Origin of the sequence: Actinoplanes sp. NBRC 101535 (genome assembly GCF_030269225.1) — a bacterium.
GTDB lineage: Bacteria > Actinomycetota > Actinomycetes > Mycobacteriales > Micromonosporaceae > Actinoplanes > Actinoplanes rectilineatus.
In genome coordinates, this window is the sequence record NZ_BSSY01000001.1 from 524,146 (window position 1) to 539,473 (window position 15,328).

General features: G+C 73.3%; 6 protein-coding genes. 4 read left to right on the forward strand and 2 right to left on the reverse strand.

All coding sequences use genetic code 11. The features are described from left to right. Positions 1-20 precede the first annotated feature (20 nt). From cobO to QSK32_RS02265, 4 genes are read left to right on the forward strand one after another with little or no spacing between them, the layout of a single operon-like run. A complete protein-coding gene (cobO, locus tag QSK32_RS02250; RefSeq protein ID WP_285471076.1) occupies positions 21-620 on the forward strand; it encodes a cob(I)yrinic acid a,c-diamide adenosyltransferase in 600 nt (199 codons plus the stop codon). Continuing rightward, positions 614-1,966 (forward strand): cobyrinic acid a,c-diamide synthase CobB, encoded by a 1,353-nt coding sequence (locus QSK32_RS02255; protein WP_285471077.1) that lies wholly within the window; start codon positions 614-616, stop codon positions 1,964-1,966. The genes cobO and QSK32_RS02255 overlap by 7 nt, the downstream gene beginning before the upstream one ends. Beyond that, the gene (locus tag QSK32_RS02260; RefSeq protein WP_285471078.1) at positions 1,957-2,373 is read left to right on the forward strand and encodes a cobalamin biosynthesis protein; all 417 of its coding nucleotides are present in this window, start codon (positions 1,957-1,959) and stop codon (positions 2,371-2,373) included. Before QSK32_RS02255 ends, QSK32_RS02260 begins: the two co-directional genes overlap by 10 nt. Positions 2,374-2,421: 48 nt before the next feature. Next, positions 2,422-12,945, forward strand: a complete 10,524-nt coding sequence (locus QSK32_RS02265) for a beta strand repeat-containing protein (RefSeq protein WP_285471079.1) — start codon at positions 2,422-2,424, stop codon at positions 12,943-12,945. Between the two features lie 6 nt (positions 12,946-12,951). On the opposite strand, the gene QSK32_RS02270 is transcribed toward QSK32_RS02265, so the two are convergent. Next, complete coding sequence (locus tag QSK32_RS02270) at positions 12,952-14,427, reverse strand: glutamate-cysteine ligase family protein (RefSeq protein WP_045745775.1); 1,476 nt, start codon at positions 14,425-14,427, stop codon at positions 12,952-12,954. Between the two features lie 225 nt (positions 14,428-14,652). Beyond that, positions 14,653-15,174 carry a hypothetical protein gene (locus QSK32_RS02275; RefSeq protein WP_045745774.1) on the reverse strand — a complete coding sequence of 174 codons (522 nt, stop codon included), beginning with the start codon at positions 15,172-15,174 and terminating at the stop codon, positions 14,653-14,655. Positions 15,175-15,328 lie beyond the last annotated feature (154 nt).

The window sequence follows — 15,328 nt, forward strand, 5'->3', positions numbered from 1 at the left end:
CTTGGAGAGGGCGAGCGAGCATGCCGCAAGGGAAAGTCACCACTGTTCCGGACGACGGACTGACGACGCGGCAGCGACGCCGGCAGGCGGTGTTCGCCGTGCACACCGGGCCGGGCAAGGGCAAGTCGACGGCCGCGTTCGGGATGGCGCTGCGCGCGTGGAGCGCGGGGTGGCCGGTCGGCGTCTTCCAGTTCGTGAAGTCGCAGAAGTGGAAGGTCGGCGAGGAGACCGCGCTGAAGGCCCTGAACGGGGTCAACGGTACGCCGGTCACCTGGCACAAGATGGGCGAAGGATGGTCCTGGATCCAGAGGGCCGGCACCGAGCGTGACCACGCCGCCGAGGCCGCCGAGGGCTGGGAGCAGATCAAGCGGGACCTGGCCGCCGAGACGCACAAGTTCTACGTGCTCGACGAGTTCACCTATCCGATGAAGTGGGGCTGGGTCGACGTCGCCGAGGTGATCTCGGTGATCCGGGACCGCCCGGGCACGCAGCACATTGTGATCACTGGACGGGACGCCCATCCGGACCTGATCGAGGCCGCCGACCTGGTCACCGAGATGACCAAGATCAAGCACCCGATGGACGCCGGCCGCAAGGGACAGCAGGGCATCGAATGGTGAGCATCCCCCGGGTGGTGATCGCCGCGCCGGCCTCCGGGCACGGCAAGACCACGGTGGCCACCGGCCTGCTCGCCGCGTTCGCCCGGCGGGGCATGACGGTGGCGCCGTTCAAGGTCGGGCCGGACTACATCGACCCGGGCTACCATGCGCTCGCCGCCGGCCGCCCGGGCCGCAACCTGGATCCGGTGATGGTCGGCGAGGAGACCGTCGGCCCGCTGTTCGCGCACGGTTCGGCGGGCGCAGGCATCGCGATCGTCGAGGGCGTGATGGGCCTCTACGACGGCCGGACCGGCGCCGGGGAGCAGGGTTCCACCGCGCAGGTCGCCGATCTGCTGCAGGCCCCGGTGATCCTGGTGGTGGACGCCGCCGCGCAGGGCCGTTCGGTGGCCGCGCTGGTGCACGGTTTCCGGAGCTTCGGCACGGTCCGGCTGGCCGGGGTGATCCTGAACCGGGTCGGTTCGGACCGTCACGAGCAGATCCTGCGGGACGCCTGCGAAGAGGTCGGCACGCCCGTGCTGGGGGCGATGCGCCGGGCGGACGCGGTCGCCGCGCCGTCCCGCCACCTCGGTCTGGTGCCCGCGGCCGAGCGCCGGACCGAGGCGCTGGCCTCGGTCGACGCCCTCGCGTCGCTGGTCGCGTCGTCGATCGACCTCGATGCGGTGGCGGCGGTGGCCCGGTCGGCGCCGCCGCTCGACGTCACCCCGTGGAGTCCGGTCGCCGAGGAGCCGGCGCAGGGCGCTCCGGTGGTCGCGCTCGCCGGTGGTCCGGCTTTCTCCTTCGCGTACGCGGAAACGGCGGAACTCCTCGCCGGCGCCGGAGCGACGGTGGTGACCGTGGACCCGTTGCACGACACCGCGTTGCCGGAGGGGACCCGGGCGCTCGTGGTCGGCGGCGGTTTCCCCGAGGTGTACGCCTCCGAACTGTCCGCCAACGATCAGTTGCGGACGGCGGTGCGGGAGTTCGCGTCGGCGGGCGGGCTGATCTCGGCGGAGTGCGCGGGGCTGCTGTGGCTGTGCCGGACGCTGGACGGTGCGCCGATGTGCGGTGTCCTCGACGCGGAGGCCGCCATGACGCCGTCGCTGACGTTGGGTTACCGGGATGCGGTGGCGCTGAGCGACAGTCCCCTGGCGCCGGCGGGTTACCGGGTGACCGGCCACGAGTTCCACCGCACGGTCGTGCACCCGAGGTCGGGGGTGCTGCTGTCGCCGGCCGCCGGCGCGGCGTGGGCGTGGCGGGGGGCGGATCCGGAGGGTTTCGCGAGTCCGTCGGTGCACGCGTCGTACCTGCACCTGCACTGGGCCGGTCACCCGCAGATGGCAACCCGTCTGGTCGGGGCTTGTTCCTAGGACTCGGGGCCCGCGCGGGGACCGCCCGGGACGAGCTGGCGGCGGCGGTCGCGGCGGCCCTGCGGACGGCCCGGGTCGGGGAGCGGCAGATCACGGTGCTGGCCACGCTGGACCGGCGGGCTGCGGAGGGGCCGGTGCGTGCTCTCGCGGCCGGTCTCGGGTGGCGGCTGGTCGGGTATCCGGCCGCCGTGCTCGCCGGACGGGCGGTGCCGGGCCCGAGCGCCGCGGTGCTGGCCGCGGTCGGAACGCCGTCGGTGGCCGAAGCCGCGGCGTTACGGGCCGCCGGGGTGCAAAGTCTGCTGATTCTACCCAAACAGGTCTTTGCTCGGGTGACCGTTGCGATCGCCATACCTCGTCCGGGTGGCGATCCGACCATTTGCGAGAAACATTCGGAAAGTCGGACCTGACCCGTTCCCGGCCGTGAGAATCGGCTCGTGCTCTCGTCTCGGAGGGACGTGCGCCGGTGGGTCGCGATCGTGGTCGTCGCCGCGGTCGCCGTCGCCACCAGCGGCAGGTCCGCAGTGCTGGCCGCGTCCAACAGCTACGCCACGTCCGCCCAGGCGTTACGGCTGAGCCTGAACGTGCTCAACGGCGTGGTGCCGCTGACCCTGAACAGTCCGAACGCCGCACAGACCTGGGTGGACGGCGGCCCCACCGCCACCCAGTCGGTCGCCAACGGCGGGCTGAACGCGCTCGGCGTCTCGGTGCTGAACCTCGGCGCGGTCACCGCCACCGCCGGGCCGGCCACCAGCGGCGGCGGGGGCCGGGCCCAGGCCGACGTGGCCGGGCTGGGGCTGCTCGGGGCGGCCGGCATCAGCACCGGCGCGATCAAGACGAGTTGCGTGGTCAACTCCTCCGGGATAACCACCACCGTCGACATCGCCAACCTGAAGCTCGGCGGCTCGCCGATCCTCAACCCGGACGCCAACCTCAAGCTGAACCTGCCCGGCCTGGCGTCGGTGACCATCGACAAGCGGACCGCGACCTGGAACACCAGCACCGGCAAGTTCGACTACAACGTCCGCGCGCTCGACGTCGGCCTACTCAACGGCGCCCTCGGTGTGATCGCCAACGGCAGCGTGGTGGTCGCCGAGTCGGTCTGCTCCGGCACGATCAAACTGGGCACGATCACCACCACGCCGGTCGCGCTGGCGCCGGGCGAATCGGGCACCGCCACCGTCACGGTGACCAACGTCGGCGACACCGGTGCGCAGAACACCACCGTGAAGATCCCGCAGCCGCCGGCCACGTACGTCGTCGACCTGCCGACCAGCACCGGCGGCGGGACGTGCAGCACGGCGGATCCGGCGTACATCGTCTGCACCGGGGTGACCGTGCCCGGCACCGGCAACGCGAAGATCTCGCTCCCGGTCCGGCTCAAGGCGTCGGCGGCCTCGAACACCGCCGCCTGGGCCCCGGCCGTCGGCACGATCAGTGCCACCAGCGTGCCGGTGCCGCAGGCCCCGACGGCGACCATGGAGATCACCGGCGGCGGCACGCTCGCCACCGGGCTGGCCCGCAAGTCGCTCTCCGGGACGGTCACCACGACCCCGGTCACCCTGCCGGCCGGCAAGATCGTCACGCCGCGGCTGACGGTCGCCAACACCGGTCCGTCGGACGCCCTCACCACCATCACGATCCCGCTGACCAGCCTCCCGGCCGGTGTCACCGTCGAGTCGGCGACCGCGGGCGGCACGGCGTGCACCGTCACCGGGTCGATCGTCTGTTCCGGGATCACCGTGCCGGGCGGCGGGTCGGTCGCCGTCGACCTCAGCACCTCCGCCTCCCTCGCCGCCGCCGTCAACGCCACCTGGGACGTCTCCGGGGTGACCGCACCGCTCAACGGCACCGCGGTGACCGGTGCGGGCCGGCTGCTCACCATCGGGTACCCGGACGTCAACCTCACCGGCGGCGTCACGATCACCCCGGCCACCGCGACACCCGGCGGCGCGCCGGCCACCGCCACGATCCAGGTGGCCAACTCCGGCGCCGCGGCGTCCCAGTCGACCACCATCACGATCCCGGCGCCGCCGAGCGGGTACACCGTCGGCACGGTCACCAGTACGAACGGCGGCACCTGCGTCACCGCCACGTCCGGCGTCACCACGTGCACCGGGGTGACCGTGCCGGCCGGCAAGTCGACCACGATCTCGGTGCCGGTCACCCTCGCCTCCGGGGCCACCGCCACCTGGGCCGCCGCCACCGGCACCCCGGTCACCGCGACGGCCGGCCCGGCCGGCGGCACCGCCACCGGCACGATCGTCACGCCCGCCCCGCGGTACACCCTGGGCGTCACCGCGGACGTCCCGGCCGAGGGCACCGTCAGCCCCGGGCAGACCGCGTCGGTCACCGCGAAGGTCTACAACCAGGGGCCGTCCGACGCCAAGCAGGGCAAGTTCGTGGTGGTCGCGCCGAACAACACCTCGTTCGGTCCGCTGACCGGCACCGCCGCGACGCTGTGCAGCACCACCCTGCTGAACCTGCAGCTGAACTGCGCCGCGGACATCCCCGCGGACGGCACCGGCGTGAGCCTGACCCTGCCACTGGTGGTGTCACCGCTGGCGGACCCGTCCACCCCGGTCACCGGCGGCTGCTTCAGCGTGGACGGCGACAGCGCCTGCGGGGCCTCACCGGACGTCAAGATCCCGGCGATCGTGCTGCGCAGCGGCCTGGCCACCCGGCTGAGCACCACGTTCACCCCGGCCACCATCACGCCCGGCGCGACCGGCACCGGCACGCTCACGCTGACCTCCAGCAAGGCCGAGACGGCGCTGAACGCGGCGATCTCGACGCTGCTGCTGCCGTCCGGCTTCACGATCACCTCGGCGACCGTGCCCGGCGGCACCTGCGTCACCGGCGGTACCGCGCTCACCTGCACCGGCATCACCCTGGCCGCCGGCGTCGGCAAGGACATCGCCGTCAGGATCACGGTGGATCCGGCCACCATCGCGCCCAAGGCCTGGGCGCCGAGCGTGACCCTCACGACCGCCAACGAGACGACCCTGGCGGCCGGTCCGCTGGCCGGCACCGGCACGGTCAGCTACACCCTGGCGGCCACCGCCACCGCGCCCGCCGACGGCACGGTCGAGCCGGGCGGCGACACCACGATGACGTTCGGCGTCACCAACAGCGGCCCGTCGAACGCCCCGCTGGCCACGTTCAGCGTGGTCGCGCCGGTCGGCACCAGCTTCGGCACGCTCACCGGCCAGGCGGCCACCGTCTGCAAGCTGAGCATCGGCTCGATGCTGCTCTGCTCGGCGAACCTGCCGGCGAACGCCACCACCGGCACCCTCACCGTCCCGCTGAAGGTCGCCGCCAACGCCGACGTGGACAAGGCGGTCACCGGCGGTTGCGTGGACGTCAACGGCATCCCGGGCTGTGACAGCGCCGACCGGGCCATCCCGGCGTTCACGTTGCGGGTGCCGTTCGCCGCGCAGGCCGCGCTCTCCGCCGACCGTGCCGACGTCACGCCCGGCAGCACCGCCACCGCCACCGTGCACGTGACCGCGCCCCGCAACGAGCTGACCGGCACGGCGCTGACCGTGCCGCTGGCGGCCCTGCCGGCCGGTCTCACCGCGACCGCCGTGACCGGCCCGTCCGGGGCCTCCTGCGCGCTCACCGCGTCGCAGGCCGGCTGCTCCGGCCTGACGATCGCCAAGGGCGCCTCCGCCGACGTCACACTCACCGTGGCCGCCGCGTCGTCGGCCGCGACCGGCACGTCGTGGACCGCCGCCGGCGTCACCGTCGCCGCCGGCGGCCAGTCGATCACCGGCAGCCCGGAGCTGGCCCGGGTCACCGGCGCCAAGCCGAACCTGGACGCCTCGCTCAGCCTGAACGTGGGCAGCCTGCTGCCCGGCGGCGGCGGGCTGCTCGGCGTCAACCTGGTCAACACCGGCCCGTCCGACGCGACGAACACGCCGGTCAACGTGATCGCCCCGCTCGGCACCACGATCGGGACGCTGACCGGGGCCACGGCCGGCGCCTGCACGGTGGCGGCGAGCACCACCCTGGCGTCCTGCACCGTCAACCTGGCCGCCGGCGACCCGGCGCTGTCCCTGAGCGTCCCGCTGCAGGTCGGCCTGAACGTGCTGCCCGGCAAGGCGGTCACCAGCGGCTGCGTCGACCTGGACGCGGACGGCGCCTGCACCGCCGCGGTCGACAAGCTGATCCCGAACCTGACGGTCGCCGTGCCGCTGCAGCTGCGGACCACGGTCACCACCACGCCGGCCCGGATCAAGCCGGGTCAGGACGGCGACGCCAAGGTCACGCTGACCTCGACCGGCGCCGAGAGCGGCCTCACCGTGACGGTGCCGACCACCGGCATGCCGGCCGGCGCCTCGGTGACCGCCGCGAGCGTGCCGACCGGCACCTGCACCCTGGGCAGCCCGGTCACCTGCACCGGGATCTCCCTCACCGCGGGTACGCCGACCGCCGTCACCCTGAAGGTGGCCTCCGCGTCGAGCGGCTCGGCCGGGCTGTGGACCGCGGTCGGCATCGGGGTGAAGAACGCCACCGAGAGCGCCGTCGCCGCCGGTCCGCTGGCCGTGGTCGAGCCGCCGGTGAGCACCCTGACCGGTGCCGTCACCGTCCCGGCGAGCGGCACCGTCGGCCTCGGCGGGGTGGCGGACCTGGCCGTCGACGTGACCAACACCGGACCCTCGGACGCCAAGCCGGCGGTCTTCACCGTCACCGCCCCGCTCGGCACCACCCTCGGGACCGTCCCGTCCGGCTGTCTCAACGCGCTCGGCCTGGCCGCGGTCTGCTCCATGCCGCTGGCCGCCGGGGCGAGCACCGGCCCGCTGACCTTCCCGGTCAACGTCCCGGCCGGCGCCGACCCGTTCACCGCGCTGACCGGCGGCTGCGTCAGCCTGGACGGGGTGGCCGGCTGCGGGACCGGTGACAAGGTCATCCCGGACATCTCGCTGGCGGTGCCGCTGGAACGGGCGCTGACCGTGCAGGCCGACCCGGTCACCGTGGTGCCGGGCCGCAGCGACGACGCCACGCTCCGACTGACCGGCGGCAAGACGCCGCTGGACGACCTGGTGGTGACCGTCCCGGTGAGCGGGCTGCCCAGCGGCCTCACGCTGGACGCGGTCACCCCGGACTCGGGCAGCTGCCTGCAGGCGGCGGCCGGTCTGCCGTACGTGTGCACCGGCGTCGACGTGGCGTCCGGCACGGTCGCCCCGATCAAGCTGGATCTGACCGCCGACCCGGGCGCCACCCCCGGCGGGGTGTGGAACGCGGCCGGCATCACCACCGGGCTCGGCGCCGACCTGCTGACCACCACCAAGCAGCTGGCGACCGTCGGCCTGCCCGACATCGACCTGGTCCCGGTGGTGACCACACCCGGCCCGATCGACCCCGGCAAGACCGGCACGCTGGGCGTCACCCTGACCAACGACGGCGACTCGAACGCGGTCGGCGTCGCCGTCGGGGTGATCCCGCCGGTCGGCGTCACCGTCGGCGCCCCGCCGGCCGGCTGCGCCGCGAACGCCGGCACCGGCGGCCTGACCTGCGTCACCGACCTGCTCGCCGGCGCGACCGGCGCGGTCACCTCGATCCCGCTGGTGGTGGACCCGGGCGCCAGTCCCGGCAAGACCCTGACCGGCGGTTGCGTCGACCTGGACAACGACGGGCACTGCCTGGCCCCGCCGGACGTGACGATCGGCCCGATCACCGTCAGCACGCCGTTCGACCGGCAGGTCAGCGTGCACACCGCGCCGGTCACCATCGCGCCCGGTGACACCGGCACCGCCGGTCTCCTGATCGACGCCCTGCAGGGGCAGAGCCAGCCGCTGTCGATCACCGTTCCGGTCGGCAACCTGCCGCCCACCATGCAGATCGGCACCCCGACGGTGGACCAGGGCGGCACCTGCGTCACCGGCACCGGCACGATCACCTGTTCCGGCATCGACCTGAGCGCGCCCGGCGTCGCCACGGTGTCGATCCCGGTCACCGTGGACGCGGCCGCCCCCACCGACCAGGTCTGGGGCGTCACCGGCTCGCAGGTCCTGAACTCCCTGAGCGAGGCGGTCGGCGGCAGCGGCGTGCTGGTCAACACCGGCGTCGTGCCGTACCTGCTGGGCGCGCTGGTGGACGTGCCCGCCGACGACACCGTGCTGCCCGGCACGACCGCGCTGGTCAAGGCGGTCGTCGACAACACCGGCACCGGACTTGCCGACGCCGTCCCGGTCACCGCCCTCGCCCCGGCCGGCACCACGTTCGACCCGAACGCCCTCCCGGCCGGCTGCACCTCGCTCACCAGCACCGCGCTGAGCTGCGGGATCACCCTGAACACGGGCGACTCCGCCACGCTGAACCTGCCGATCGCCGTGCCGAACCCGGCGCCCGCGTCCACCATCACCGGCGGCTGCCTGGACCTGGGCGGCGACGGCAAGTGCGACCCGGCCGACGTGAAGATCGGCGACTTCGACCTGCGTGAGCCGCTGACCGACGTCCTCTCGCTGGTCTCGGCGGCCCCGGCCACGATCACCCCGGGAAAGACCGGCATCGCGTCCGTGCAGCTCGGCACCACCCTCGACCGCGACGACCTGAAGCTCACCGTCGACCCGGCCGGGCTGCCGGGCGGCCTCGCGGTCACCGCGGCGACCGTGGCCGGGGCCGGGTGTACCGTCACCGCCGGTGCGGTCTCCTGCCCGGACGTGGACATCGCCGGCGGTGACACCGCGAAGCTGAACCTGACCCTGGCCGCCGACCCGGCCGCCCACCCCGGCGACACCTGGGCCCCGGCGATCACGCTGGCCCAGGGCCTCACCGACACCACCGTGCTGAAGAATCTGGTCGCCACGGTCGGCGCGGCCGACAACGGCAGCGGCCTGTCCGTGCCGGTGACCGTGCCGGCCGACGGTACGGTGCTGCCCGGCACCAGTGCCGACCTGCGGATCAGCATGATCAACCCGGGGCCGTCGCTGCTGCCGCACGCCCTGGCCGCGATCAAGGCGCCGGACGGCACCACCTTCGGCGTCCTGGACGCGCCCGCCTCCGGCCTGTGCGCCAAGGACTCGTCCACGCTGGTCACCTGCGTCACCGATCTGGCCGTCGGCGCGCTGCCGTTCCGGCTGCCGCTGGACATCCCGGCGACCACCACACCCGGCTCGACCATCAGCGGCGGCTGCCTCGACCTGAACGTCGACGGCGTCTGCGGCTCGCCGGACACCCCGCTGCCCGCGTTCGACCTGGGCAAGCCGTTCGGCGCCCAGGCCCAGGTCAGCCTGGAACCGGGCACGATCGTCCCGGGCGGTACCGGCACCGGCGTGCTCCGGCTGACCGCCGACCGGGCCCTCAGCGGGCTGACCGCCACCGTCCCGCTCACCGGTCTGCCCACCGGGCTCACGGTGACCGGCGCGACCGGCCCGGCCGGCTCGATCTGCACCCTGGCCGGCGCGATCGTCTGCACCGGCGTGACCGCGCCGAACGCCACCACCGACCTGGTCACGGTGGCGCTGAAAGCCGCGTCGTCGATGCCCGGCGACGTGGCCTGGACCCCGCCGGCGGTGACCGTCACCAACGCGGCCGGCGACGTCGCCGAGACCGTCGGCGCGCTGATCCGGACCGGGACGCCGGTCTCCGACCTGAAATACGCCATCACCGCCCCGGCCGGCACGATCGCCCCCGGTGGCACGGCGGCGCTCACCGTCGGCGTGACCAACGCCGGCCCGTCCGACGCCCTCGCCGCGGTCACCCGCATCAAGGCGCCGGCCGGCACCACCTTCGGCGACCTGACCGGCACCACCGCCCAGGACTGCGCCACCGTCGGCGTCACCCAGCTGGACTGCACGGTGAACCTGGCACCCGGCGCCCCGGCACTGCAGTGGCAGTTCCCGGTGCAGGTCCCGGCGAACGCCGACCCGGACACCGACCTCTCCGGCGGGTGCGTCGACACCAACCGGGACTCGACCTGCGGGGCGGGCGAGACGCTGCTGCCCACCCTGCACCTCACCCCGACCCTGGCGCAGGGGCTGACCGTCACGGTGCCGAACCCGCCGACGATCCAGCCCGGGCGTACCGGCAGCGTCGGGGTGGACCTGACCGCCACCCGGGCCCGGACCGGTCTGGCGGTGAGCGTGCCGCTGGTGTCGCTGCCGGCCGGCATGGCGGTCACCGGCGCCCAGGCACCCGGCGCGGTGTGCGGCCTGGACCTGGTGACGGTGACGTGCACCGGTGTGGACGTGAAAGCCGGCGGCACCACCACGGTCACCCTGAACACCACGGTGCTCGGCACGGCGGCGCCGGGGGACACCTGGACGCCGACCGCCACGGTCACCGAGGGGCTGCAGTCGGTGTCGCGGACACTCACCGCCGCCACCATCGGCGATGCGGACACCGACGTCACGGTCGACGTGACCGCCCCGCTCGCCGGCCTGCTGAACCCGGGGGACGCCGGTGAACTCGCGGTGACCGTGGCCAACGCGGGGAGCTCCACCGCCCACGACGTCACCTACACCTTCCTGGCCCCGGCCGGCGCCGTCTTCACCCCGCCGGCCGGCACCACCGCCTCGCTCTGCGCGGTCGGCGCGTCCGGCGCCGCCACGACCTGCACCGTGGACGTCGGCGGCAACGCCAAGGTGCGCCTGCCGCTGCCGTTCGCCGTCTCGCCCACCGCCGACCCGCGGATCCCGCTCACCGGCGGGTGCGTTGACCTCGACGAGGACAGCGCCTGCACGCTCGCGGACACCGCCATCCCGGCCGTCACGCTCGCCGTCCCGCTGCTCGGCCGGCTCACCGTCGACGGCGTCCCGGCGACGGTCGTCCCCGGGCGCAGCGGCACCGGCGTGATCCGAGTGACCAGCACCGGCGCGCTGACGGCGGCGACCATCGCGATCCCGCTGACCGGCCTGCCCAGCGGAGTCACCGTCACCGCCGCCGGCGGACCGGAGGGCTCCGCCTGCGTGCTGACCCCGGCCCTGGTCACCTGCACGGGCATCGACCTGGCCGCCGGGAAGAACAACGCCGTCTCGGTGATCACCCAGGTGGCCGGCACGGTGGCCCCGGGCGTGACCTGGACGCCGTCCGGCATCACGGTCACCGCCGGCGGACAGGTCGTCACCGGCAGCGCCGCGCTGACCACGGTGGCCGACCGGTCGTCGAAGGTGACCTGGACGATCACCGGCACGGGCGGGACCGCCACACCGGGCGCGACGAAGACGATCACCGCGACCGCGACCAACTACGGTCCCTCGGACGCCCGCGACGGCAAGGTGACGGTGGTGGCACCGACCAGCACCACGTTCGGCGCCCTCACCGGCACGATCGCGCAGTACTGCCAGGCCGTACCCGGGAACCGGCTGTTGACCTGCGCGTACAACCTGGACGTCGGCTCCTCGGTGAGCTGGGCCCTGCCGCTGGTGGTCGACCCGACCCTGGAGGAGGGCGTCGAGATCGGTGACGGCTGCCTCTCCACCGACGGCAACACCACCTGCGACCAGGGCGACACCGGGTTCGGCCGGACCACCGTCGACCAGCCGCTGCGGGAGAAGGCGACGCTCACGCTGACCCCGGCGGTGGTCAAGCCGGGCGGCAAGGGCACCGCCAAGGTGACCATGAGCACGACCACCGGGTTCAGCAGCCTCAGCCTGACCGTCCCGCTGACCACCCTGCCCGCCGAGATCAGCCTGACCAGTGCGGCGATCGGCGGCGACACCTGCACGATCGCCAAGGACGCGGTCCGCTGCACCCGGATCGCGCTGGCCGCCGGCACCCCGCGCACCCTCAACCTGGGCGTGACGCTCGCCAGGAGCACCGAGAACAGCGAGGACCCGCCGACCTGGCAGGTCACCGGCGTCACCCTGGTCGAACCCGCCGACCCGGCCGACCAGGTCACCGCCGCCGGCGTGCTGGTCAGCACGGACCGGACGAGCACCGCGGTCAGCGTCGCCGTCGGGGCGCCCTCGGTGGCCACGCCGGCCCGCGGGGAGACGACCGTCCTGCCGATCACCCTGTCCAACTCCGGAACGGGGGCGGCGGTGGCGTACCCGGTGACCGCGGTCCTGCCTCAGGGCACCACACGCGGGATCCTGCCGGCCGGGTGCACCGCGGGAAGCACCGCCCGGATCGTCACCTGCACGGTGAACGTCGCGGCCGGCGGCACCACCAGGATCGCGCTGCCGGTGGTGGTCGGCACCGGCGCGACGCCGGGCAGCACGCTCAGCGGTGGCTGTCTCGACTCCGCGCTCGCCACCGGCACCCCGGTCTTCGACCTGGCCTGCGGCGGGAAGACCGACGTGGCGCTGCCCAGCCTCAAGGTCAAGCAGTTCCCGGTGGACCTGAGCCTGCAGTACTCCGGCGGCACGGTGTCCGCGACCAACGGCGGGTCGGTGCTGCTGCGCGTCGACTACGGCAACAAGGGCACCCAGACCGCCAAGGACGTCGAGTTCCTGCTCGTCCCGCCGGCCGCCACCACCGTGCAGCGCGTCGAGATCGTCGGGGACACCGACGAGAGCACCGCGACCATCGCGTCGGCCACCACCGCCACCTGTACGGCGGCGACCGACGTGGCGGCCGGCGCGGTGCGCTGCGTGGGCCCCGACTCGGCGGCCGAGAGCGGCAGCCAGCTGCTGGTCACCCTCAAGGTGGGCACGGTGGAGAAGGCCGGCGTGCACGCCCTGAAGATCACCGTCAGCACGGTGGACGACGACGGCAACGCCGCGGACAACGCCCTCGAGGTGCCGATGAGGCTGGCCGCCGCGGACAGCGACGACGAGACCGCCGGCGAGGACGAGGACGACGGCGGCAGCACCGACGAGAGCGACGGGACCGGCAGCGACGACGCGTCGCTGGCCACCACCGGCGCCAAGGTCACCGGAATGGCGACCCTGGCGGTCCTGGCACTGGCCGGCGGCGCGGGCATCCTGCTCCTGGTCCGCGGCAACGACCCGCTGACCGTCTCGGACAACAGGTTCCGGCACGCCCGCGACCCGCAGACCCGGTTCCGGCACGCCGCCCGCCGCACCCGGCGATGACGACCCTCAGACGCCGGGCCACTCGTGGACGGGGATGTTCTCGTGCATCAGCGGAAGGTAGCGGCGCAGCATCTCGTGCAGCGCCCGCTGCCGGTCCTGGCCCTGCGCCTCCAGCGCGTGCAGCGTCTCCACCTGCCAGGCCGCGCCGTTGCGGTGCCGCAGGCAGCGCTGCTCGATGATGCCGAGGAGACGGTCCCGGTGGGTGGGGGAGACACCCCAGGCGTCCAGCCCCTCGGCCGCCTGCGGGAGCAGCCGGCGCAGCACCAGCTCGGTGACCGGCAGGGTGCCGTGACCGGGCCAGAAGACACTCGCGTCGATGCCGTGCCGGGCGCAGTTGTGGAAGTTCTCCTCGGCCGCACGGAAGCTCATCTGCGACCAGACCGGGCGGTCGGCCTCGGCGAGCGTCCGGACCAGACCGTAGTAGAACGCCGCGTTGGCGATCGTGTCCGCCACCGTCGGCCCGGCCGGCAGCACCCGGTTCTCCACCCGCAGGTGCGGCCGCCCGTCGACCACCGCGTAGATCGGGCGGTTCCACCGGTACACCGTCCCGTTGTGCAGCCGCAGCTCGCTCAGCTCCGGGATCTCGCCGCGTTCCAGGATGTCCGCCGGATCGTCGATGTCGCAGATCGGCAGCAGCGCCGGGAAGTATCTGACGTTCTCCTCGAACAGGTCGAACACACTGGTGATCCAGCGTTCCCCGAACCACACCCGCGGGCGTACGCCCTGCGCCCGGATCTCCTCCGAGCGGGTGTCGGTGGCCTGCTCGAAGAGCGGGATCCGGGTCTCACGCCAGAGCTCGCGCCCGAACAGCAGCGGCGAGTTCGCGCCCAGCGCCAGCTGCACCCCGGCGATCACCTCGGAGGCGTTCCAGTACGCCGCGAAGTCCGCCGGACTGACCTGCAGGTGGAACTGGGTGCTGGTGCAGGCGGCCTCGGGCGCGATGGTGTCGGTGGTGACCGCCAGCCGGTCCACGCCGTCGATGCGGATGTCCAGGTCCTCGCCGCGGGCCGCGAAGATCTGCTCGTTGAGCAGCTGGTACCGCGGGTTGGCGGAGATCGATTCGCCGGTCAGGTGTTCGCGCCGCAGGGTGGGCAGGATCCCGATGGTCACCATGTGTGCCCCGGCGGTCCGGGCGCGGCGCTCCGCCTCGTTCAGGCTGGCCCGCAGGCCGCGTTCCAGTTCGGCGAAGTCGTCACCGGCCAGCCGCCGCGGCGGCAGGTTGATCTCGACGTTGAACTGGCCCAGTTCGGTCTGGAAGTCCTCGTCCGCGATGGCGCCGAGCACCTCGGCGTTGCGCATCGCCGGATCGGCCGCCTCATCGATCAGGTTGAGCTCGATCTCCATGCCGGTCATCGGCCGCTCGAAGTCGAAGCGGGACTCCCGCAGCATGGTCGCGAAGACGTCCAGGCTCCGGCGGATCTTCTGCCGGTACCTGGTCCGGTCCTCCCGGGTGAAGTTGGTCTGGTCGACTTTCTCGCCCATGTCGCACCACCTTCCGAGCCGTCAGCGGCGGGGGAGAGCGCGCGGGGCGGCGGGCTTCCCCTCGGCCTCATGATGACCGCTGTCCACTGCGGATTCACCGCTTCGGTTCACCATTGCCGCCAGGCGAACGGTGCGGTGCCGTGTCAGGTTGACCATGGACGGCCGGTATACCCGCCGGCCCTGCCTTCCACACCGCCCGCTGGTGACGGGCCCCGGAGTGCGGCGTCAGCGTAGCCAGGCGGCGAGCACCACGCCGAAGATGACGAGCCCCAGCGTGGCCTGCATGAGCAGGACCGGGCCGAGGTGCGACCAGCGGGTCGGGATGCGGGGCGTGAGTGGCTGCATGGTGGTCAGGTTCACCACCTGCATCAGCTTGACCGGCAGGGTGGGGTCGGCCTGCGGCTGGGTGCGGACCTGGACGAGATCGCCCCGGTGCAGCGCCGACTGCGGCAGCTGTCCGTGCATCTCGATCTCGTAGGTCTGTCCCAGGTCGTCACGCAGGCGGACCGGGGTGACCAGGAACTCCGGACCCTTGCGAAGCTCCTTGAGGGTCCGCCGGGCCGGTTTCATCCGGAGCAGCGCGCCGACCATCTGCGCGATGCCGGCGGCGATGAAGACGGCGACGGCCAGTGGCCGGCCGACCTGGACCTCGCGCGTGTACGAGGCCTGGAAGCCGAGGAAACGGCCGGTGATGATGGGACTGACGTGCCGGAGGATCCGCTCGCGGTGCAGCTCGGTGTCTTCCATTGGGGGTCACCTCCTGGATGTTCTTCAATGCTACGGAGTGAAATGGCTCCAGCACCGTGAGTGAATCAGCGCATCCTGATCTCTCTGCTTACCTCCTTCTCCTCATGCCTGTGGCGCAATACTGCCGAATTCGCTACTGATCTGGGCAAAGACA